This window comes from Aidingimonas halophila (genome assembly GCF_900106955.1).
Taxonomy (GTDB): domain Bacteria; phylum Pseudomonadota; class Gammaproteobacteria; order Pseudomonadales; family Halomonadaceae; genus Aidingimonas; species Aidingimonas halophila.
This window is the reverse complement of record NZ_FNNI01000006.1, coordinates 317,703-339,833: the sequence shown is the minus strand read 5'-3', so window position 1 is coordinate 339,833 and position 22,131 is coordinate 317,703. Positions and strand designations below refer to the sequence as shown.

General features: G+C 60.3%; 19 protein-coding genes. 4 read left to right on the top strand and 15 right to left on the bottom strand.

What is annotated here, in order from left to right:
* Nucleotides 1-74 precede the first annotated feature (74 nt).
* The 3 genes from holA to leuS are packed head-to-tail and all read right to left on the bottom strand — an operon-like array spanning nt 75 to nt 4,248.
* Nucleotides 75-1,133: a DNA polymerase III subunit delta gene (gene holA / locus BLW01_RS13370; protein WP_092570517.1), complete on the bottom strand. Its 1,059-nt coding sequence runs from the start codon at nt 1,131-1,133 to the stop codon at nt 75-77.
* A 6-nt stretch (nt 1,134-1,139) separates the two neighbouring features.
* Nucleotides 1,140-1,631, bottom strand: coding sequence for an LPS-assembly lipoprotein LptE (locus tag BLW01_RS13365; RefSeq protein WP_092570515.1), 492 nt, complete (start codon nt 1,629-1,631; stop codon nt 1,140-1,142).
* Nucleotides 1,632-1,665: 34 nt separating this feature from the next.
* Nucleotides 1,666-4,248 (bottom strand): leucine--tRNA ligase, encoded by a 2,583-nt coding sequence (gene leuS, locus BLW01_RS13360; protein WP_092570513.1) that lies wholly within the window; start codon nt 4,246-4,248, stop codon nt 1,666-1,668.
* Nucleotides 4,249-4,385: 137 nt separating this feature from the next.
* Here leuS and BLW01_RS13355 point away from each other — a divergent pair, with 137 nt between their 5' ends.
* The gene (locus BLW01_RS13355; protein WP_092570511.1) at nt 4,386-4,901 is read left to right on the top strand and encodes a zinc ribbon-containing protein; all 516 of its coding nucleotides are present in this window, start codon (nt 4,386-4,388) and stop codon (nt 4,899-4,901) included.
* Between the two features lie 19 nt (nt 4,902-4,920).
* Here the strand turns inward: BLW01_RS13355 and BLW01_RS13350 are convergent, their stop codons facing one another.
* The 12 genes from BLW01_RS13350 to BLW01_RS13295 all read right to left on the bottom strand — a co-directional run bounded on the left by BLW01_RS13350 (nt 4,921) and on the right by BLW01_RS13295 (nt 18,280).
* Nucleotides 4,921-6,270, bottom strand: a complete 1,350-nt coding sequence (locus BLW01_RS13350) for a hypothetical protein (RefSeq protein ID WP_308428097.1) — start codon at nt 6,268-6,270, stop codon at nt 4,921-4,923.
* A gap of 87 nt (nt 6,271-6,357) precedes the next feature.
* Nucleotides 6,358-7,380, bottom strand: coding sequence for a GlxA family transcriptional regulator (locus BLW01_RS13345; protein WP_092570509.1), 1,023 nt, complete (start codon nt 7,378-7,380; stop codon nt 6,358-6,360).
* Nucleotides 7,381-7,386: 6 nt separating this feature from the next.
* On the bottom strand, nt 7,387-8,124 hold the full coding sequence (locus tag BLW01_RS13340) for a class II aldolase/adducin family protein (RefSeq protein ID WP_092570507.1): 738 nt from the start codon (nt 8,122-8,124) through the stop codon (nt 7,387-7,389).
* A gap of 37 nt (nt 8,125-8,161) precedes the next feature.
* On the bottom strand, nt 8,162-9,646 hold the full coding sequence (locus tag BLW01_RS13335) for an aldehyde dehydrogenase (protein WP_092570505.1): 1,485 nt from the start codon (nt 9,644-9,646) through the stop codon (nt 8,162-8,164).
* Between the two features lie 46 nt (nt 9,647-9,692).
* Nucleotides 9,693-10,652 (bottom strand): PDR/VanB family oxidoreductase, encoded by a 960-nt coding sequence (locus tag BLW01_RS13330; protein WP_092570503.1) that lies wholly within the window; start codon nt 10,650-10,652, stop codon nt 9,693-9,695.
* A 12-nt stretch (nt 10,653-10,664) separates the two neighbouring features.
* Nucleotides 10,665-12,329 (bottom strand): choline dehydrogenase, encoded by a 1,665-nt coding sequence (locus BLW01_RS13325; protein WP_092570501.1) that lies wholly within the window; start codon nt 12,327-12,329, stop codon nt 10,665-10,667.
* Between the two features lie 27 nt (nt 12,330-12,356).
* Nucleotides 12,357-12,743, bottom strand: coding sequence for a glycine betaine ABC transporter substrate-binding protein (locus BLW01_RS13320; protein ID WP_229806454.1), 387 nt, complete (start codon nt 12,741-12,743; stop codon nt 12,357-12,359).
* 25 nt (nt 12,744-12,768) lie between these two features.
* The gene (locus BLW01_RS13315) at nt 12,769-13,929 is read right to left on the bottom strand and encodes an aromatic ring-hydroxylating oxygenase subunit alpha (protein ID WP_092570497.1); all 1,161 of its coding nucleotides are present in this window, start codon (nt 13,927-13,929) and stop codon (nt 12,769-12,771) included.
* A 210-nt stretch (nt 13,930-14,139) separates the two neighbouring features.
* Entirely contained in the window at nt 14,140-15,036 is an 897-nt protein-coding gene (locus tag BLW01_RS13310; protein WP_092570625.1) for a LysR family transcriptional regulator, read from the bottom strand.
* A gap of 171 nt (nt 15,037-15,207) precedes the next feature.
* Entirely contained in the window at nt 15,208-16,695 is a 1,488-nt protein-coding gene (locus BLW01_RS13305) for a tripartite tricarboxylate transporter permease (protein WP_092570495.1), read from the bottom strand.
* 75 nt (nt 16,696-16,770) lie between these two features.
* Entirely contained in the window at nt 16,771-17,724 is a 954-nt protein-coding gene (locus BLW01_RS13300) for a tripartite tricarboxylate transporter substrate binding protein (RefSeq protein ID WP_092570493.1), read from the bottom strand.
* An 85-nt stretch (nt 17,725-17,809) separates the two neighbouring features.
* On the bottom strand, nt 17,810-18,280 hold the full coding sequence (locus tag BLW01_RS13295; RefSeq protein WP_175529841.1) for a tripartite tricarboxylate transporter TctB family protein: 471 nt from the start codon (nt 18,278-18,280) through the stop codon (nt 17,810-17,812).
* Between the two features lie 566 nt (nt 18,281-18,846).
* On the opposite strand from BLW01_RS13295, the gene leuC reads away from it, so the two are divergent.
* From leuC to leuB, 3 genes are read left to right on the top strand one after another with little or no spacing between them, the layout of a single operon-like run.
* Complete coding sequence (gene leuC, locus BLW01_RS13290; protein WP_092570489.1) at nt 18,847-20,298, top strand: 3-isopropylmalate dehydratase large subunit; 1,452 nt, start codon at nt 18,847-18,849, stop codon at nt 20,296-20,298.
* A gap of 3 nt (nt 20,299-20,301) precedes the next feature.
* Nucleotides 20,302-20,949: a 3-isopropylmalate dehydratase small subunit gene (gene leuD / locus BLW01_RS13285; protein WP_092570488.1), complete on the top strand. Its 648-nt coding sequence runs from the start codon at nt 20,302-20,304 to the stop codon at nt 20,947-20,949.
* Between the two features lie 40 nt (nt 20,950-20,989).
* Complete coding sequence (gene leuB, locus BLW01_RS13280; protein ID WP_092570486.1) at nt 20,990-22,066, top strand: 3-isopropylmalate dehydrogenase; 1,077 nt, start codon at nt 20,990-20,992, stop codon at nt 22,064-22,066.
* Nucleotides 22,067-22,131 lie beyond the last annotated feature (65 nt).

Below are 22,131 nucleotides of genomic sequence, written 5' to 3'. Positions count from 1 at the left end.
CAGACACCGCGATGGGCGCAAAGCGCGGCATGATACCGTAATATGAGACCGAGATCAGGGGGGTGGGGGCGAACTCAACCCACTTTGTACGAAAAGGAGGATTCCGCCAGCAGCCCGCGCCCACCGGCCAGTGTCAGGGCCAGGTCGTGCAAGCCATCCCAGAGCGGGATCGGGCTGGCGCCCTTGATAGCAAGGTCGAGACGTTGGGCAAACAGCAATAACTTGTGCAGTCGTTTGACCGGTAGCCGGTTGAGCGCCTGCTGGTAGGCGGGGCGCCGTTTGTCGAAGATCGGCGGTTTCTGTGACTTGCAGGCGTGCTCGAAACTCTGCCCTTGGTCGAGATGCTGATACAGCGATAGTAGCGTGCGTAATTCCCGGGTCAGAGCCCATAGTACGATCGGGGCCTCCACTCCTTCACCGCGAAGGCCTCCGATGATTCGCGACGCGCGTTCCCGTTCACCACGAAGGCACGCATCCGCCAGTGTGAACACATCATAGCGGGCGCTGTCCTCGACACCGCTGGCAATGGTATCGGTATCGACCTGGGTGCCGGAAGGCATCAGCAAAGCCAGTTTCTGCAACTCCTGATCAGCGGCGAGTAGATTGCCCTCCGTGCGTTCACCCAGCAGGCGCGCCGCTTCCATGTTGATGGAAAGACCATGCCGAACGGCCCGGTCACGGATCCAGAATCCCAAGCGCTGGTGATCGACCGGCCAGACGGGGACGAATATGCCGGCCTTGTCGAGAGCCTTGAACCACTTGCTTTGTTGCTGCTTGCGCTCCAGTCGGGCGGAGGCGATCAGCAGGACATTGTCGCTATGCGACAATTGATTGGCGTAATGCTCCAGTGCCTTGGCGCCATCCTGTCCGAGGTTCTGGCTACCCAGACGGAGTTCGATCAGCTTGCTGGACGCAAACAGCGAGAGGCTGGCGGCGGATTCTGTCAAACGCCCCCAGGCAAAACCACTCTCGACGTGCAGCACCTCGCGCTCTTCGATGCCGCGATCCCGCGTTGCGGTCCGTACGGCATCGCAGGCTTCCATGTGGATCAATGGTTCGTCACCGGCAACGATCACTACCGGTGGCAAACGTTTTTCCAGTTCGGCTGAGAGCTTGTCAGGGAAGACTTTCATGAGGTGTCAGTCGTCTGCCAGCGAGCGTAACCGATCGAGTAACTGTCGAGCCGCGTCACGACGCAGCCGTTCAGTGGCTTCTGCACGCAAGTCGTCCTGTGCCAGCAGGTTATCGTCCGTGACACTGTACGTCGTGGTGACCTCGAGTTGCTCCTGGTTCATCAGGTAGGCATCGTTTGCCGTCTGCTGGACGGAGAAGGGCGCTGTCAGGGTCAATTCGATTTCACGGCTACCGGCACTGCCGAACGTCAATACCGACTGGTTCAGTGTCTCCGGACCCAGATTGAGCCGTAATGGCGCTTTATCATCGATCAGGGTCCCGGCCCCCTCGAGCTCGTCACGCACGACATCGGACAGGTCGCTGTCGGCAGCGTCGAATGCCAATCTATCGAGCCCGGCAATGTCCCCGTCCAGGCCACGCAATCGAAAACCACAGCCGACGAGCCCGGTTGTCCCCAGCATCGCCAGACTGTATGTCAGGAATGTACGGCGTCGCATGATCTAGCCCTCCTGGTCCACGACGAAATTCGGCTCATGCAACCACGACATTGACCAGCTTGCCGGGCACTACGATGACCTTGCGCACCGTGCGGCCTTCGATATGGCGCTTGACGTTGTCGGCGGCCAGAGCCTGCGCTTCGATGGCTTCCTTGTCGGCATCAGACGGTACCTGCAGGCGGGCACGCAACTTGCCGTTGACCTGAGCGACCAGCTCGATTGTGTCACGCGTCAGCGCCGATTCGTCGACCTTGGGCCAGGCGGCGTCAATGACGGGCGTGTCATGGCCGAGTTCGCGCCAGAGCGCGTGGCAGGCATGTGGCGTGATCGGCGCCAGCAGCAGCACACAGGCCTCGGCTGCTTCCCGCGCGACGGCCAGTCCGAGTGGCGAGGTGTCATCGAATTTGCCGAGTGCGTTGGAAAGCTCCATGACCGCGGCAATAGCCGTATTGAAGGTCGTGCGGCGACCGATATCGTCACTGGCTTTCTTGATGGTTTCGTGGGTCTTGCGGCGCAGTTCGCTCTGGTTGTCGTCGAGTGCGTCGATATCCAGCGCCGCCGGAGTGCCGGCGTCGATGTGATCAGCGACCAGGCGCCATAGTCGTTTGATGAAACGGTGCGCACCTTCGACGCCGGAGTCCGACCATTCCAGGGACTGTTCCGGTGGTGCGGCGAACATCATGAACAGGCGCACCGTATCGGCACCGAAACGGTCGATCATTGCCTGAGGGTCGACGCCATTGTTCTTCGACTTGGACATCTTCTCGATGCCCCCCATCTCCACAGGTCGTCCATCCTGTTTCAGAGTGGCGCGGACCGGACGCCCCTTGTCATCCCGTTCGACCTCGACATCGGCGGGGTTGAACCACTCCTTGCCACCGTTAGCGGTGGGGCGGTAGAACGTCTCGGCGATCACCATGCCTTGCGTCAAGAGTTGCTGGAACGGTTCGTCGGAGTCGACCAGGCCGAAATCCCGCATCAGCTTATGGAAGAAACGAGCGTACAGCAGGTGCAATATGGCGTGCTCGATACCGCCGATGTAGAGATCGACGGGCAGCCAGTAGTTGGCGCGTTCGTCGAGCATCGCCTCACGGTTATCCGCACAACAGAACCGTGCATAGTACCAGGAGGATTCCATGAAGGTGTCGAAGGTGTCGGTTTCGCGTGTCCAGCCGTCACCGAGGTCATAGAATGCCGGCATCTTTTTCAACGGCGAACCGGTGGCGTCGACCTCGACCTCCATCGGCAACTCGACCGGCAACTCATCATCGGTCAGTGGAACGGTCTCTCCCTCGGGGCCGTATTTGACCGGGATGGGAGCCCCCCAATAACGTTGTCGGGCTATGCCCCAATCCCGTAGCCGGAAGTTGGTCTTGACTTCGCCATGCCCTTGCTCTTCGAGCCGCTGCGCGATGGCGTCAAAAGCCGCCTGGAAATCGAGTCCGTCGAACTCCCCGGAATTGATCAATTTTCCATAGGCGACATGGGCGCCCCAAGACAGGTCCGGGGCCTGCCCCTCGTCATCGGCAATCACCGGTTCGATGGGAAGCGCGTACTTGGTGGCGAATTCCCAGTCACGCTGGTCATGCGCCGGTACGGCCATCACGGCGCCGGTGCCGTACTCCATCAACACGAAATTGGCGACGTAGACGGGGACTTCCCTGCCGGTGAGCGGGTGTACTGCCTTGAAGCCGGTATCCATGCCTTTCTTTTCCATGGTTGCCAACTGGGCTTCGGAAGTACCGCCTTGCGCACACTCTTCAAGAAATTCCGCCAACGCGGTATTGCTTCTGGCTGCCTCCTGGGCCAGCGGATGGTTGGCTGCCAGCCCCATGTAAGTGACACCCATCAGCGTGTCCGGACGGGTCGTATAGACCCGGATCGGCGCCTTGGCCGTGCCATCAGCAGCGCGGATATCGAAGGCCATTTCCACACCGGTGGATTTACCGATCCAGTTGCGCTGCATGGTCTTGACCTGCTCGGGCCAGTCGACATTGTCAAGATCGGCCAGCAGCTCTTCGGCATAATCGGTGATCTTGAGGAACCACAGGGGAATTTCCTTGCGCTCCACCGGTGCGCCACTACGCCAGCCACAGCCGTCGATGACCTGTTCGTTGGCGAGAACCGTCTGGTCCACCGGATCCCAGTTGACAGCGGCCATTTTCTTGTAGACCAGCCCCTTTTCAACCAGTTTGGTGAAGAACCACTGTTCCCAGCGATAGTAATCGCTGTCGCACGTGGCGAATTCACGGCTCCAGTCATAGGCGAAGCCCAACGACTTCAACTGGCGGCGCATGGCATCAATGTTCTCGTAGGTCCATTGGGCCGGCGGTACCCGGTTGCTGATGGCAGCGTTTTCGGCCGGCATGCCGAAAGCGTCCCATCCCATCGGCTGGAGGACATTCTTGCCCTGCATGCGTTGAAAACGGGAAACGACGTCGCCAATGGTGTAATTGCGTACATGCCCCATGTGCAACTTGCCGCTGGGGTAGGGAAACATTGACAGGCAATAGAACGTGTCGCGGTTGGCGTCTTCTACGGCCTTGAAACACTGATGCTTTTCCCAGTATTGCTGAGCGTCATGTTCGATGTCGTGGGGCGTATACTGTGCGTCCATTGGGTTAATGCGATACCTTGCGTTGTCGATGGTCGAATGAATAAGAGTCGATGACGTCTAAATGGTTATCAAGCATACCCTAGCGAGGCGCTGTCAGGTAGGGGCCATAGGGTGTATCCATGTGCGAGGAGGTCAATATGAGCGAGAACAAGGAGCAGCGTGAACATCGCCTGCGTGAGGGATATGAGCGATTGCTCTCGCGTCTCAAGGAGGGGGCAGAAGAACTCTCCTGGGAAAATCTGCAGCGCGATCTCGATGAGGCGGTGGAGTTCGAAGCCGAGTTGGAGGACTACACCAAGAATGAGTTGTCGTTGCTGAGAGCCTGGGTCGAGCGTGACCTCAAGGACATGCGTCGCTATCTGGCCGCCGGTGGAGAGAGTGTGGCCAGTTGGCTGGGTATCGACTTGTCGGCGTTGTCGCGCAAGGTGTCTGAATCCCTGCTTTCGATCGCCGACCGTTCGATCGTCGACAAGGCGCGATTCGACGATGATCTGGAGGCCGCTCGGGCCGACTACTGCGAGGGCGAAATCGCCGCGCCCGGACGTATGGCGTGCGTGCATTGTGGCGCGACTCTCGAGTTGGAGCGCGTGACTCGCATCGAGCCTTGCCATCAGTGCGGGCACCGTTACTTTTCACGGGCCTCGGAAACCTGACGGTGATGCAGCGGGGGTGCTACGTTGCATTGGCCACCAGCATGATGGCGACGAAGACACAGCCTGACATGAGCAAGGCATAGACGATGTTGTTCTTCATGATGCGGTAGCCGTTGGTATCATAGCGCCCTTGCAACGACAGATTGATACCCGACAGCGGACCGATGGCGGCGCCGACTGCCCAGGCACAGAGAGCGACCAGGCCCAGCAAGGTATGGTTGACACTGTCGATATCGAGCAGTGAGGCCAGCGTCGACACGCCGATGATCGGGTGCAGGCCGATCATGGCGCTGGCGATGATGGCCAGATAGCTCATCATCGCTTCGCGAGCGCCGAAATGGTCGAACAAGACCCACTGACTGCCCGTGGCGGCATCGATAAAGGTCGAAAGCCCCAAGGTAAACAGGCCCGCCGACAGGAACAGTGACACTTCACCACGCATCGCCGGTAAGCGGACTCGGGTATGAGTGAGAACGCGTCGTGCCGTCCAGCCCATCCCCTTCGGCAGATTGAGGATAAGGGCAGCAACAGGCAGCAGGAACGTGATGATGCTGACGATGGTCAGTGAAGGCGTAAGAACGTAATGGAACAGCATGACCAGCGCTGCCATCGATACCGGCATCAGCAGGCTCGTCGGTGACAACGAGAAACCGTGGACATTGGAGAGATCGAACCGTCGTTGCATTTCGAAACGAGTCACGAGGCAGGAAATGAGGGCCAGTGGCAGGCCGGTGACGAGGAGACTGACGTAGTGCATCTCCGGCGCCGCACTCATTGCCACCCCCATCGAGGCGAAGAACGGAGACCAGAAAGCCGCGCTGGAAAGACCGCGGTTCAGCGTCAGTATCTGAGGCAATTGCAGTGGTGCCCGTGCCTTGATGTGGTCACCGATCATGAAGACCGACGAGAGATTGAGGATCGAGCCCAGCATATGAACACTCAGCCAGGTGCTGATCAGTCCTCGGGTACCGACGCTGGCATGTCCCTTGTCACCGCCGCGTGAGCCGATCAGGCCGATGAAACTGACACCGACCAGCATGGCCACTACATAGGTGTTGCCCCCGAGGATGGTCGGCCAGTCGACATGGCTTTGATAGTGGTACCGGCTGACGAGCAGCAGAATCAGGCCAGCCGTGGAGAGTACGCCGGCTTGCAGGCGGGTGCGAGGGTCGAGATCCGTCCACAGCAAGGCGACGGCAACCCAGAAGAAGTAGCCGACGAGTCCCGAACCGATAGGTAGGCCGGTGAAACTGGCGATCTGCAAGAGCAAGCCGATAAAGATTGCCATACCGGAAACGGGATGTCGCCAGGGCGGCATGGCCGTATCACTGGGGTGGGCGTTGACGCTGAGCGACTCCTTGCTGGTCATTGAAGCAAAGTTTCCGGAACGTAAGAGAAATGGCGCTAACCATTAGCATCCTAGGGATTTGTCGGACATCAGACAAGTCGAAGGTCATTATCGTTGATGAGGCAGGTAGCGGACCGGCAGTACCGGCGCATCCCGTGACTGTAGACGATCGTCGCTGGGCGCACAGCCAAAGAACTTCCGATAGGCGCGGGAAAAGTGTTCCAGAGAGCCGAAGCCGGCACAGCTTGCCACCTCGGCAACGCTGAGGTCGGTCTGTTGCAGTAGCCGGTGGGCCCGGTTGATACGCAGCCACAGGTAGTAACGGATGGGGGTCACGCCCAGTTCGGCCTTGAATCGTCTTTCCAACTGCCGGGCCGACAAGCCGACCAGGGCGGCCAGTTCGGGGGCCGGCAGAGGATTCTCGATGGTTCGGCGCATCGCGCGAATCACCTTGCGCAGTTGCGCCGATGTCTCGACATGATGCTCGGGTGCGGCCGCGAGCTGCTCGGTGTCGCCCTTGCGTTGACGGCGTTCCAGCAGGTGGTTGCGTAGCTCCTCCATGTAGGGAGACTCGACCCGAGGAGTCAGCCAGGCGAGCACCATGTCGAGTACGGCGGTCCCCCCTGCACAACTCAGCCGTTGGCCGGCGATCGTGTAGAGATCGCTGGTCGCCTGAATCCGCGGGTAGAGTTCGCGGAAGCCTTCCAGGTTGTCCCAGTGCACGGCAACGCGTTGATCATCCAGGACGCCGGCGGCTGCCAATACCTCGGTGCCCATCTCGATACCCCCCAATTCGACACCTGCCGCCGCACAATGACGCAGCCACATGGCGATGCGCTTGTCGCCGGTATGGGTCTTGGTTTCGAAGCTGGCCAGCACGAATACGCTGTCGAGCTCGGTGGGGGCCGGCCAGTCGGTGTCGACGCTCAAGGGCACGCCATTGGAGGCGGCGATCGACGCATCACTGCCCAGCAGTTGCCACTGGAAGCGCGGTTCCTGAGCCAGCCAGTTGATGATGAACAGCGGATCCAGGAGCGCCCCTAGCCCGGCAAACGAGAATTGCGGCATCAGTAGAATGCCGATTCGTTCGGGGGATGGGGTTCGGCGTCGGGCGGACGTCGGGGCAGTCATGGAAGGTCAGTCCCGATAATCGGGCTCGTCGCGATCGAGAAGACGCATCAGCGCGGCCAGATGCATATGAGCGGAGCCGTGATTCAGACTATCTTCCCACTGCCGGGCCGTCTTGCGCGCGATTTCCGGGGATACCGGTCGCAGCGGCAAGCCACTGGCACGTGCCACCAGATAGGAACGGCAGGCCCGCTCGAAGTAATACAGGTGATCGAAAGCCTCCGCAACATCGGCTCCCGTGGTGACGACACCGTGATTACCGAGCAGAAGTACCGGGGCCGTTCCGGCCAGACGACCGAGGCGTTCTGCCTCTTCGTCCAGACCCATACCATCGAAACCAGTATCGATGTGAACGCGCTCGAAGAAACGCATGGCATTCTGCTCCACCGGCGGCAGTTCCGGGGATTCGAGACAAGCCAGTGCGGTGGCGTAGAGCGAATGGGTGTGCATGATACACCCCACACCGCGTCCCTGACGGTGCATGGCACCATGGATGGCCCAGGCCGTGGGGTCGATTCCGGCAGGGCGACGTTGGCCTGCACCGGCATCCACCTCGACCAGGTCGCTGGCTCGCATTTCGGCAAAGTGGCGACCTTCGGGATTGACCAGAAAGCGCGTGCCGTCTCCTCGGGTGGCCAGGCTGCAATGGTTGGCCACGGCCTCGTTCATGTCGAGGCGTGCCAGCCAGCGGAAGACGCAGGCGAGCTGCTGCCGGGGCGTTCCGGGGATCTCGGTGGATGACGTCATGTGTGACTCCTGTGTCGATAGAACGGATCGGCCATCATCAATAATGAATCCAGCGGGTCTTGAGTGCCATGTACTTGTGCATCCCGGTCAAGGCGTAATCACGACCGATGCCTGACTGCTTCATCCCGCCGAAGGGAGTCTGCGGGCTGACGGCATCGACGCCGTTGACCGTCACGGTACCGGCCTGAATGGCATCACACAGACGGTGAGCGCGTCCCAGGTCCGAGGTCCAGAGCGATGCCGCCAAACCATACTGGCTTTCGTTGGCCAGTGTCACGCCTTCGCTCTCTTCATCGAAGCGTGTCACGGTGAGAACGGGACCGAAAATCTCCTCCTGGAAAATACGGTGATGTGAGGCCACCTCCGTGAATACCGTGGGCGAGACGAACAGTCTGCCATCCGCGATCTGCCGGGTGTCGCCGCCACACAGCAGCGTGGCCTCACGCTTGCCGATGGCCAGATACTCGCAGACCTTGTCGAACTGGGCCTGACTGACGAGTGGGCCGAGCATCGTGGCGGGGTCGAGTGGGTCGCCGGCAACCAGGGTGGATATGCGTGCCTGCAGGGCGTCGAGGAAGCGATCGGCGATACCCTCCTGCAGTAGCAGCCGTGAATGCGCCGAGCAGACCTGGCCGGCATTGGTGAAGATGCCCGCCACGGCGTTGTCCACGGCGGTATCCAGATCGGGACAGTCGTCGAAGATCAGGTGCGGACTCTTGCCGCCGCACTCGAGCCAGACGGGTTTCATGTTCGATTCACCGGAATAGATCAAGAACCGCTTGCCGATCTCGGTCGATCCGGTAAAGCCGAGTGCGTCGACATCGTGATGACGCCCCAGGGCTTCACCGGCAATATGCCCATATCCCGGCACGACATTGAGCACGCCGTGTGGGAGGCCGGCCTGGGTCGCGAGTTCCGCCAGGCGCAGCGCGGAGAGCGACGACTCCTCGGCGGGCTTGAGCACCACGCTATTACCGGCGGCCAGTGCCGGTGCCAGTTTCACCGAGGCATTGTGAAGGGGAAAGTTCCACGGTACCACGGCGCCTACCACGCCAAGCGGTTCATGCACGACAGTCGCCTGTACATGGCTGGGACTGGGGGCGAGCTGGTCATAGCATTTGTCCTGGACTTCGCCGAACCAGTCGAACAGCAAGGCGGATTCTTCCACATCATCCAGGGCTTCGTGAATGCACTTGCCAACCTCGAGGCTGTCGAGCAGGGCCAGTTCTTCGGCATTGTCGCGAATCGCTGCGGCGATGGCTTGCAGCGTCTGGCGACGTGTCGTCGGCTCGGCACGTGACCAGGCGCCGGTATCGAACGTGCGCCGGGCAACGGCGACAGCGTTATCGATCTCCTCGATGCCGCAAGCGGCGATCGTCGTCAGTGTTTCGCCCGTCATGGGATTGATCGATTCCAGCCACTCGCCTTGACGGGAGGCTACACGGCGGCTGTCGATGTAGGCGCTGCCATTGAGCGACAGGTCGGCGGCGCGTTGTTGCCAGTCAGCGTAGGTCAGGGTCATTGGGTTACCTCGGTGATGATTGTGAAGCGACGTGTCGATGCCCGGCTCAGAGATCGAGCACGAGCTTCTCGCTCTTGGGACGTGAGACGCAGACATAGACGAGTTCGTTGGCCGCTTTTTCGCTGTCGGATTGCAGTACATCGCGATGATCGATTTCACCCTCGAGTACCGTGACGGCACAGGTGCCGCAGGCACCTTCACAGCACAGGCTATCCGGCGCCACACCGGTGCGAGTCAGGCCGTCGAGCAGTGACTCATCCGGTGCCAGCGTGAATCGAGACCCACTGCGCTTGAGTTCCACCAGGCAGGAGGAACGGTCATGGGAAACGGTCTCGGTGATACCGCGAAAGCGTTCCATGCGTAGCGCGCCCTCGGGCCAATGGCGTGTCGCCTCGGTCAGGGCGGTAAGCAAGCCGTCCGGACCGCAGGCGTAGACGCCGACGTCGGGATCATGATGGCCGACCAGCGTGCGCGGATCGGTCCGGCCCTGCCGAGAGGATTCATGTAGATGCAGATGTGCTTCGGGAACCAGGGCTTCCAGCTCCGCGAGAAAAGCGGCATCCTCACGATGACGTACCAGGTAGTGGAGTTCCAGTGGGGCTTCCCACTGACGCAGTTGGCGAACCATGGCGACCAACGGCGTGATACCGATGCCACCGCCGATCAGTACGTAACGCTCCAGGGAGTCATCGAGTGGGAAATGATCTTTCGGTGCGGAGACGCTCAATGCTGTGCCGGGGCTCGCCTGTTCGGTCAGAAACGCCGAGCCACCCCGGGATGTCGGGTCGTTGAGTACGCCGATGCGATAGCATCCCTCGCTGCCGCTATCCAGCAGTGAATAATGACGCGTCATGCCATTGGGCAGCCGCACTTCCAGATGTGACCCAGCCGGCGCAAATGGCAGCGGTCTTGCATCACGTGGCACCAGCTCGATCTGGTGGATTCGCTGCGACAGACGTCGATGGCTGTCGATTACGACATTCAGTGCCGTTGTTGTCGCCGTCATGGCATGACCTCCTCAGCGTTGCTGACTCTGCCAGTCAGCATGAATCCAGAATGGAGCGTCGGATGGCCGTAGTGGGGATTGGCCCAGGATCATGTCACTGGCCTTTTCGGCGATCATGATGGTCGGTGCGTTGGTGTTACCGCTGACGACCCGGGGCATGATCGATGCATCGACGACACGGAGTCCCTCGAGACCGTAAACCCGTAACTGGGGATCGACGACGGCGTCCGGATCATCCGACGCTCCCATTTTGCAGGTGCCGACGGCGTGATAACCGGTTTCCATGGTGCGACGTGCCCAGGCATCCAGAGCATTATCATCCTGGCACGACGTACCCGGGGTTATCTCCTCGCCCCGTAGCCCGTCGAAGGCGGGCTGGGACACGATTTCGCGGACCAGACGCACGGCGGCACGCATGTCGGTACGGTCGCGTTCGGTGGCGAGATAGTTGAAAACGATCTCCGGCGCCCTTGCAGGGTCGGTGGAGTTCAGGCGGATGCGGCCGAGGCTGGTCGGGCGCATCAGGTCGATGTGAATCTGGAAGGCGTGTTCGCGCAAGCTCTCGGTGGTGCCCGGCTCGACCGCCATCGACATGAATGTCAATTGGATATCGGGATGTTCCACGCCCGCCCGCGAACGGATGAAGGCGCCGGCATCGAACTGATTGCTGGCAGCAAGGCCGCTGTGATCAAGGAACCAGCGCATACCCAACCACCATTTGCGTGGCATATGCGTCCAGGGGGCATGAGACACCGGGCGCTGACAGCGGTAGGCCACGACGGTGTCGGGGTGATCGCTCAGTCGCCGGCCCACGCCGGCAAGTTCGTGTGTGCAGGGGATATCCCAGCGTGACAGTTCGTCGGTCGGACCGATGCCGGAAAGCAGCAGCAGCTGTGGGGTATTGATGGCGCCGCCGCTCAGGATGACTTCGCGACTGGCCCGGACGTGATGGAGTATACCGTTGTGGCGGTACTCGATGCCGTCAGCGCCGTTATCGCCCACCAGGACTCGGCGCGCCAGGGCATGAGTCACCACTGTCAGGTTGGAGCGCCGTCTGGCTCGTGACAGATAGCCGCGCGCCGTACTCCAGCGCTTGCCGCCGCGAGTGGTCCGATCGACACGCCCAAAGCCTTCCTGGCGGTAGCCATTGAGATCGTCACTGGCCGCATAACCCGCTTCCTCTCCAGCGCGAAGAAAGGCTTTTGCCAGCGGGTCGTCTGGTCGGCCGAGGCTGACATGCAACGGGCCGTCGTCACCATGGTAGGCGTTCGCGCCGAGTTTATGCGTTTCGGCCTGCTGGAAGTAGGGAAGTACCTCGCGATAGCTCCAACCGCTGCATCCGGCTTCCTCCCAGGCATCGTAATCGCGTGCATGGCCGCGAATATAGACCATGCCGTTGATCGATGAGGACCCACCGAGTGTTCGGCCCCGTGGCGTGGCGATCCGACGGTCGTCAAGGTAAGGCTCAGGGCCGGACCAGTAGTGCCAGTTGAAGTGCGGTCCGTCGATGGCCGACCCCATGGCAGCCGGCATGTCGATGGTCCAGGAACGATCCCGGGGGCCGGCTTCTAGCAGTAACACGCGATGTTTGCCATCAGCAGTCAGCCGTTCGGCCAGTACGCAGCCGGCAGACCCTGCTCCGACGATAATGTAGTCGTACGATTCACTCGCCGTCATGTGTTGTTCCCGCATGCTTGTCAAAAATCACAATGTGGCTTGGTACGCCGCCCGGGCGCTTTCCTGGCCATCAGCGGTGGTGACGCCTTCGAGCCATTCGTTTACCTGATCCGGATGGTTCCGGATCCACTCGGCAGCCACCGTTTCGAGCGGTCGATCCTGGCGGCTGTAGCGGTAAACCCATTGGTCCTGTACCTCGATGGGAATGATCCTGTTCTCGAGGAAGGCAATGACATTGGGCTGATCATCAGCGAAATCACTGGTCACGACCGAGGAGACCGAGCTGGCTTCACCCCACAGGTTCTCCGGGTCTTCGTGGTAGTGGATATCGAAGTCGACATTCATCCAGTGCGGCTCCCAGCCGAGGAAGACGATCCAGTCGTCATTGCCGATATCGCTCTCGACCTGAGACATCACAGAACACGCTTGTCGGTGAATGTCATGCCGTAGCGTCCCCGTCATGGCCATGCAGCGCACGGTGAACGAGGCGGTGGAAGTGGAGCACCAGATGTTCGCTCTCGTTACTGCGCGCCTCGTCGATCATGTAGCGGCCCTGGTCGTAACCCAGGGAGTGCAATCCTTGCTGGACGGTGACGTTGAGGTCGATATCCTCGGGACCGAGTTCCTCGTTCATCCATTGCATGCTGGCCTTGGTCACTTCCGGCAGCGTGTCGTGCGGACTGTAGTATCCAAAACGCAGGATCGAGCGCTCCGCATCGAGCGGAATGATCATGAAGGTCCCCATGCACTGCGAGAACGGGAACTGATAGAACGTGTTGTGCGGCCAGATACCGATGTTGAAGAAACCGTCACCGCGAGCGACCGGACGATTCAGCGGCACGCCATAAGCCTGCTTGGCTTCGGGATTGGGAGGAGCACCATAAGTCCACCAGTGGTCATGATGCGTCAGTTCGTAGCCGTCGAAATCGATCAGGGAAGCGAGATCCACGTGATGCGGCCCGGAAAGCTGGAAGTGATACCCCTCGATGGAGTTGTCCATGATCACCTTCCAGTTGGCCGGGACAATGACGTCATCCTCCTGGACCAGTTGCATGGCATCCAGGTCGGGAATCGCGTCTCGAATGGCATCTTCGGCCCCGGGGAAGAGCGTCTGCATGTCGGTTGCGTCGGGGTCGAAATTGAAGTAGGCGCCGCCAGCAAAGACTTCCAGGCGTACCGGGGGAATATGATAGTCATCGACATTGAAAGCCTTGATGCGATCGCTGCGCGGCGCGGCGCGTAGGCTGCCATCGAACCCGTAGCACCAGGAGTGATAGGCGCAGCGGATGACACCCTTCTGGACGCCGCGCGTCTCGGTAAGCAGCTTGTTGCCTCGGTGCTGGCAGACATTATGGAATGCATGCAGCTCGCCCTGGCGGTCGCGCATCACGATGACGCTCTGGTCGAAGATCTCGCGCACCACGAAGGCGCCCGGCTCGGCAAGCTCATTGACATGGCAGGCGAAGTGCCAGGCCCCCATGAAGATACGATCTCGCTCCGCCTCGAAAAGATGGGGGTCGTAAAAATAACGGGAAGGGAGTGTCAGTGCGTTTTCCGTGTCCTGGGCCGCCCAGGACCTCGGTTCGGTTCGTTCGTTCATCGAGCCACCTCATGCAAGCGAGTCGTTTTGGATCGTTTTGCACAAGGCTAGGGCGCTGCGATGCAGGTGACATGAGATTTTCGGACATCGCATGCCATGATGATTGATATTAAACGTCGTTATTGTGACGTTATTGATCAGATTTTAAGGAGTTTTAAGCGTTGTAACGCTATTCCATCCTTTTTCTGAATGATATTTAGCGACATTCCATCAGAGAGACCAGGACCTGGCCATTTCCTCACGCGCTTCATCCAGCAGTGTCAGCATCGAGCGGGCCGCATTCGACAGGGTACGGTTCTTGTGCACCAGATAACCCAGCGGACGTTGGATGGGGCGGTGTTCGATCGGCAGGACCTTGACTTCCTCATCGATCAGCGTCTCGGGCAATACACTCCAGCCCAGGCCGATATTGACCATCATCTTGAGGGTTTCCAGATAATTGGTGGACAACGCGACATTCACCTTGAGGCCGTCCCGGGCGAAGGTGTCGACGACAATCCCGCGTGTAAACGTCAAGTGACCGGGCAGGACGGCGTCGTAATCCGACAGCGCTGATAATGCCAGGTCGTTGCGGAAGGCCAGCGGATGGTCATGCCCGCACACGAAGCGCAGCCGGTCTATCCAGACGGGCACGACAGTGAGGTGAGGGTCGGGGACCGGGGCCAATGTGACGACGGCGATTTCCAGCTCCCCCTCCAGCACTTGCTGATACGCCTGTTCCGAGTCAAGGAAGCGCATGTCCATGCGGACTTCCGGATGGGCTTGAGTATATGCCTTGAGGAGTGGCGGTAACCGGTGCAGGCCGATGTGATGGCTGGTGGCCATGATCAGGCTGCCGACGACATCGCCTGACAGGTTCGACAGGGCGCGCTGACTGTCATTGACCATCATCAATATCTGGCGCGCCCGTGGCAGCAGCAGGCGACCGGCTTCGGTCAACGCGACATGGCGGCCGATGCGATCGAACAGCTTCGTGCCGACCTGATCCTCCAGTGTGGCGATGCGCTTGCTGACGGCAGGTTGAGTCAGGTGTAACTGCTCGCCGGCCAGCGAGAAGGAGCCGTTGTCGGCGACGCTGAGAAACGCTTGTAGACTTTGTGTGTCCATGGAATGAGGTCTTGTCCAGCAATGTATTCGCTCGATCATGTCGGTGTCATGGCGTTCGTGCAACTGCTCGGCCGGGCCGCCGATGACGCGATTGACCATGCGGCCACGCCGCTCGGCCCGGCTGATGATCCAGGTGAGGCTTGCAACTCAGTATGGCGTCCTCCAGAGACGCTACCCTTCCGTGGCGGCCATCTTGCGCCGCATCTGGATGACGATCAGCAACAGTACGATCACGATGCCGAAAAGCACCCAGGAGAGGCCGGAGTCGAACAAGTATTGCGGCAATGACAGGCTGCGCGCTTCAGCGATGCGCATCGACCGCGACAGGTTGGTTTCGATGAGCGGCCCGAGCACGACACCGATGATGATGGGTGCCGGCGGGATGCCGACACGCCGGAACAGTGCGCCGAGAATGCCGATGACGATGGCGACGAACACATCGAACAGGCTGTTGCGCAGGCTATAGGCGCCGAACAGCGATAGCACCAGCACGGTGGGTACGATATAGGCGGTGCGGATCCTCAGGATGTAGGAGAAATACTTGATGCCGTAAGCGCCGATCAGCGCCATGGCGACAACGGTGAACAACATGCCATAGATGAACACGAAGGCGATGTCGGGCCGGTTCTGGAACAGGGAAGGCCCCAGGATGACCCCATGGACGACCAAGGCCCCGGCGATGATGGCCGTGGTGGGGCTGCCCGGTACGCCCAGTGCCAGCAAGGGTACCAGGGCGGAGCCGACAGTGGCGTTGTTGGCGCTTTCGGCCGCGACGATGCCCTCGACATTGCCCTTTTCGAAGGTTTCCGGGTGTTTGGAACTGCGCTTGGCCTCGGTATAGGACATGAATACCGCCAGCGTGGTGCCTACGCCTGGCAACAGGCCGATGATGGTGCCGATGACCGAGCCCTTGGCGAGAAGCATCTTGTGACGCATCAGGTCAAACAGGACGGTACGCCGCTTGATGGCCTGGTCGCGGTAACCACCTTCGACGGTCTCCCGGCGGCCCAGAACCGACAGCATTTCGGCAATACAGAACAGTCCCAGCACGACCGGGACCACCGAGATGCCCGAACGCAGCTGATTCTCGCCGAAGGTGAAACGGTCGGTTCCGGCGATCTGGTCGATGCCCACCGTGCTGATCAACAAGCCGAACAATACCGCGAAAGCCGACTTGGGAATGCTGCCCGAGAGCGCCCCGACAATGATCAGCCCCGACAGGGAGACGAAGAACATCTCTGCCGGGCCGAACTGCAAGGCGAAGCGGGCGAGTGGTGGGGTGAAGAAGATCATCACCAACACGCCGACGGTACCGCCGATCATGCTGGAGAATATCGAATAATAGAGGGCTTTGCGTGCCTGCCCCTGGCGGGTGAGGGGATAGCCTTCCATGGCCGCGGGTGCGGCGACGACATCGCCGGGTACGTTGATCAGGATGGCGGTGATCGATCCGCCGTACATGCATCCCATGTAGATGCCGCCGAGCAGAAGAATGCCTAGTTGCGGCGGCATGGCAAAGGTCATCGGCAGCATCAGTGAAATACCCACGGCCCCGTTCAGGCCAGGGATGGCGCCGACGACAATACCGATCAGCACACCAGCGAAGGCTGCCAGGAAGACGGCGGGGGTGAACAGATGCCCCAACAGAGAGAGATCCATCGAATGGTCCTCATGATAGAACGCAACAAGTGAAAGGGGCCCTGGCGGCCCCTTTCGATGGTCGGGCCCGTTCCCTCAGAACTGATCGGCGTTGTTGTCGATCACTTCCTGGAACTGCTTATTGGACGTTTCGACCTTCTCGTTGATGTCATCGTAGCCCAGATAGTTGTAGGGCAGGTCGGCCTCGAGGAAGGTATCGATCATTTCCTCGTTGGTGGAAATGGCATCGAGCGCGTCCGTCAGCGTATCCCGTACTTCGTCGGGAACACCGGTGGGAACCACCATGACACGGCCGACTTCCATGACCTGGTCGACACCGAGCTCCTTCATGGTGGGAACGTCGGGGAACATATCCATGCGCTCGGCTGCCGCGAAGGCGATCGGCGTACCACCACCATCAACGATGGGATCGTGGCTCATCGAAGAGGTTGAGGCCAGGTCGATGTGCTCGCCAAGGATGGCGTTCATCAAGTCGCCGCCACCGTCGTAGCGGATCTCGGTCAATTCGACATCGAGGTTGGACTCGAAGGCCAGGGCGCTCAGCAGGCCAAGTGCGCCGCTTTCACCGATCACCAGGGCGTTGGGGTTGTCCGAGGCGTATTCCCGCAGGCTATCCAGGTCGTCATAGGCTGCGTTGGGCTTGGCGAAGATGCCCATGGGGGTCGAGTCGAACTGGGCCAGGAACTCCAGATCGTCGTCGGAGTTGAAGTCGACATCGCGGGTGTTTTCCACGACGAAGTTGTCCGGGTAACCGAACACGCCGACGGTGTAACCATCCGGATCGGCGTTCGCCATTTCCGTGATGCCCACTTCGCCCCCGGCGCCCGGCCGGTTGACGACGTTGACATCGACGCCCAGTTCATCCGACAGCGGGTCGGCGATGATGCGCGACACGGTATCGCCGCTGCCGCCGGCACTGTAGGGCACGATGATGGTGATGTCCTGGTTCGGGTAGTTGCTTTCCGCCAAGACCCCGGTCGCCGTGAAGGCGAGGGGGGTGATCAGCGATAATGCGAGTGTGCGTTTCATGGTTTGTGCTCCTCTATCTTGCTCTTGTTGTGGTTATCCGGCGCATCGATTGGCGCCGAACAGTTGCGTTACCCGCCGTACCGCCTCAGAACAAGGTGCCCGAGGGTGCCGGCAGGCCGATCAACACGTCGAAAGTCAGATACATGACCAGGGTCGCGAGGGCCGCTAGCAACAAGCCGCGCGTCAAGCTGGGCCGGGCCAGTGCGCCTTCACCGGATCGATGGGCGTGCAGGGTGTGAAAAGCGAAGATCACCAGAGGCGCGGTGATGTAGAAGCCGAAAGCTGAGAGCGTCACGCCAGCGCCGGCCAGCAGCACGGAGGGTGCGAGCAGGCCACCGGCCTTGGCTTCGGGGGCGTCGGCTTCGTCGCGTCGGAGCCACCCTCGGTAGGCGGCCTGGATAGCCATGATCGCCGTCACCGCCAGCAGGCACCACAGCAGGGCGGTGGGAAAGAGGCTCGAGCGCGGCGGAAAACTCGCCGCTTCGTTCAACAACCATACCGCGCCGGCTGCACCGACGATGCCGAATACGAATTCGGGCCAATACCGACTCTTCATGCCCCACATAAGCGTTGGCGTCCTCCGGTTACTTCGATCACTATTTGTTGTTTGATAGGCAGTTTCGTACGATGTTACCGGTAACGCAAGTGTCGACTGGCACGAATTTCGGTTTTTCCTCGTATTGCGCCGGCCTGCTGGTGCACAGCCGTATCGCTCGCCTGGTCTGTGGCGCGCTTTTTCGTCGAAGAACGCCGCGCGCCGCTAGGCATTGAAACGCGGCGTGCCTGACTGAGTCCTGACAGGGCCAATTGATGACTGGACCGACTTTTCGCCAGGAAATCTGATGTCTGTCTCCCATCTGTTCGGTTATTTCACCCTCATTGGTGTCGTCATCCCCTGCCTGGCTCGTTTCTTCCAGGCTAAGGGCATGGCGGTCCCCCCGGACGGGTGGTAGCGTGACATCCTCGCGGTTGTCGCTAAGGGTTCTATATGAATGGGAAGAGAATTGTGTATTCCAATATTGAATCCAAAGCATAAAAAACATGAATTGCTTTTATGGATTGAACCGCCTAGGCTGATCCCATATCCAGTCGAGCGGCGAAGACCGTGAAGGGAGGAGAGACATGGCAGGCCAGACACTCTATGACAAATTGTGGTCGCAACATTTGGTCAAGGAGCGCGACGATGGCACCGCGCTGATCTATATCGACCGGCAGTTGTTGCATGAAGTGACATCGCCCCAGGCTTTCGAAGGCTTGCGTCTTGCCGGTCGTCGCCCATGGCGTCTGGACGCCAATCTGGCGACACCCGATCACAACGTGCCGACGACGCTCAAGGAGCGTGCCGAGGGCAACACCGGCATCAAGGACCCGGTCTCGCTGATTCAGGTGCAGACACTGGATGACAATTGCGAATCCTTCGGTATCGAAGAGTTCCGTATCAACGATGCCCGTCAAGGCATCGTGCATGTCGTCGGTCCCGAGCAGGGTGCCACGCTGCCGGGCATGACCGTGGTCTGCGGGGATTCCCACACGGCGACTCACGGCGCTTTTGCCGCCCTGGCGCATGGTATCGGCACCTCTGAAGTCGAACACGTGCTGGCCACTCAATGCCTGTTGGCGCAAAAGATGAAGAACATGCAGGTGCGCGTTGAAGGCCGGCTGGGGGCCGGCGTGACTGCCAAGGACATCGTGCTCGCCATCATCGGGCGCATCGGTACGGCCGGCGGTACGGGCTATGCAATCGAGTTTGCCGGTAGTGCCATCCGTGACCTGTCGATGGAAGGGCGGATGACGGTCTGTAACATGGCGATCGAAGCCGGTGCCCGTGTCGGGCTGATCGGTGTCGACGATACGACGATCGAGTATCTGGCCGAGCGTCCCTTTGCACCTCAAGGCGAGCTCTGGGATGCCGCCGTGGCCGAATGGCGCAACCTGGTGTCGGACGACGGTGCCGAATTCGACAAGGTCGTGACCCTCGACGCTGCCGAGATCGAACCGCAGGTTTCCTGGGGAACCAGTCCGGAAATGGTCACCAACGTCTCCGGTGAAGTGCCGGATCCTGCCTCGGCGGAGGACGATACGGTCAAGCACAGTTATACACGGGCGCTGGAATACATGGGGCTGTCACCCAACCAGAAGATCACCGACATCAAGCTCGATAAGGTCTTCATCGGTTCATGTACCAACTCGCGTATCGAGGATCTGCGTGAGGCAGCGCGCGTGGCCCGTGGCAAGAAGGTGGCCGATAACATCAAGTTGGCCATGGTCGTCCCGGGATCCGGTCTGGTGAAACGCCAGGCGGAAGCCGAAGGGTTGGATAAGGTGTTCAAGGAGGCAGGGTTTGAGTGGCGCGAACCCGGCTGCTCCATGTGCCTGGCGATGAATGCCGACAAACTGGGGCCGGGCGAGCATTGTGCGTCGACGTCCAACCGCAATTTCGAAGGACGCCAGGGTTATGGTGGGCGCACGCATCTGGTGAGTCCTGCCATGGCGGCGGCCGCGGCCATCGCCGGGCATTTCGTCGACGTGCGCCAATTCGCGGCCAACGACGATACCCAAGTACAGGAGGCGTGATTCATGGAAAAGTTCGAGCGTCATCAAGGTGCCGTCGCCCCCTTGGATCGGGCCAATGTCGATACCGATCTGATCATTCCGAAACAGTTCCTGAAATCGATCAAACGTACCGGTTTCGGCGTCAACCTGTTCGATGAATTGCGCTACCTCGACGAAGGGTATCCCGGACAGGATGCCAGCCAACGTCCGCTCAATCCGGACTTCGTGCTCAATCAGGCGCGCTACCGGGACGCGAGCATCCTGTTGGCACGACGCAACTTCGGTTGCGGCAGCTCCCGCGAACACGCGCCCTGGGCGCTGGAGGATTTCGGTTTCCGAGTGATCATTGCACCGAGCTTTGCGGATATCTTCTATAATAATGCCTTCAAGAATGGCCTGTTACTGATCAGTCTCGATGAAGATATCGTCGACCAACTGTTCAGTGACGTCGAGGCCAATGAAGGCTACTCGCTGGATGTCGATCTGGCGAACCAGCGTATCACCAAGCCCGATGGCGAGGTGCTGACGTTCGAGATCGACGCATTTCGCAAGCATTGCCTGCTCAACGGACTCGACGATATCGGGATCACCTTGCAGGACGAGGCAGCGATCAGGGATTTCGAGGCGCGCCATCGGCAGGCCCGCCCGTGGCTGTTCCGTCAGGCGCAATGAACCGCCCCCGGGGCAACGTTTCAACTGAACAGAGTGGATTATGAGTCGCAAGATTCTCGTGTTGCCGGGGGATGGTATCGGCCCGGAAATCACCCAGGAGGCGATCAAGGTACTGCAGGCCTGCCAGCAACAGGGGCTGGATGTCGTCATTGAAGAAGGGTTGGTTGGCGGTAGTGCCTATGATGTCCATGGCGAACCGTTGCCGGTCGAGACGCTGGATCGGGCCAAAGCGTCCGATGCCATTCTGCTGGGGGCTGTCGGTGGTCCCAGATGGGATGCCATCGAGGACTTGAGCAAACGCCCGGAAAAGGGATTGCTGGGGCTGCGCAAGCAGTTGGGCCTGTTCGGCAATCTACGGCCGGCGATTCTGTACCCGCAGTTGGTCGAGGCATCGAGCCTCAAGCCCGAGGTGGTCTCCGGTCTCGACATCATGATCGTGCGGGAGCTCACCGGCGGCATCTATTTCGGCCACCCGCGTGGTATCGAGGAGCGAGACGGGCAGCGAGTCGGCTTCAATACGTACGTGTATTCAGAGTCGGAAATCGAGCGTATCGGCCGGGTCGCTTTCGAGATGGCGCGCAAGCGTGACAAGCGTGTCTGCAGCGTCGACAAGGCCAATGTGCTGGAAGTCACGATATTGTGGCGCGAGGTCATGGACCGGTTGGCCGAAGAGTATCCCGACGTCGAGCTGTCGCACATGTATGTCGACAATGCCGCCATGCAGTTGGTGCGAGCGCCCAAGCAGTTCGATGTCATCGTCACCGGCAACATGTTCGGCGATATCCTGTCCGATGCCGCAGCCATGCTGACGGGGTCCATCGGCATGTTGCCGTCGGCCTCGCTCAACGAGAGCGGCCAGGGGATGTATGAACCTTGCCATGGCAGCGCACCCGATATCGCCGGCCAGGGCAAAGCCAATCCTTTGGCCACGATTCTCTCTGTCGCCATGATGCTTCGCTACTCCCTTGATGAGCCGGCGTACGCAGCGCGAATTGAAGGCGCGGTCGGCCAGGTGCTGGACAAGGGGCTGCGAACCGCCGATATCGCTTACCCGGGGACACGTCAGGTGACGACCTCGGAAATGGGGGCTGCGGTACTGGACGCATTCGCTGGATGACTTTTTTATCACCGCTTGCCGTCAAGGCAAGGGTGGCCTCGATAGATGAGGCGACGACGAATTAC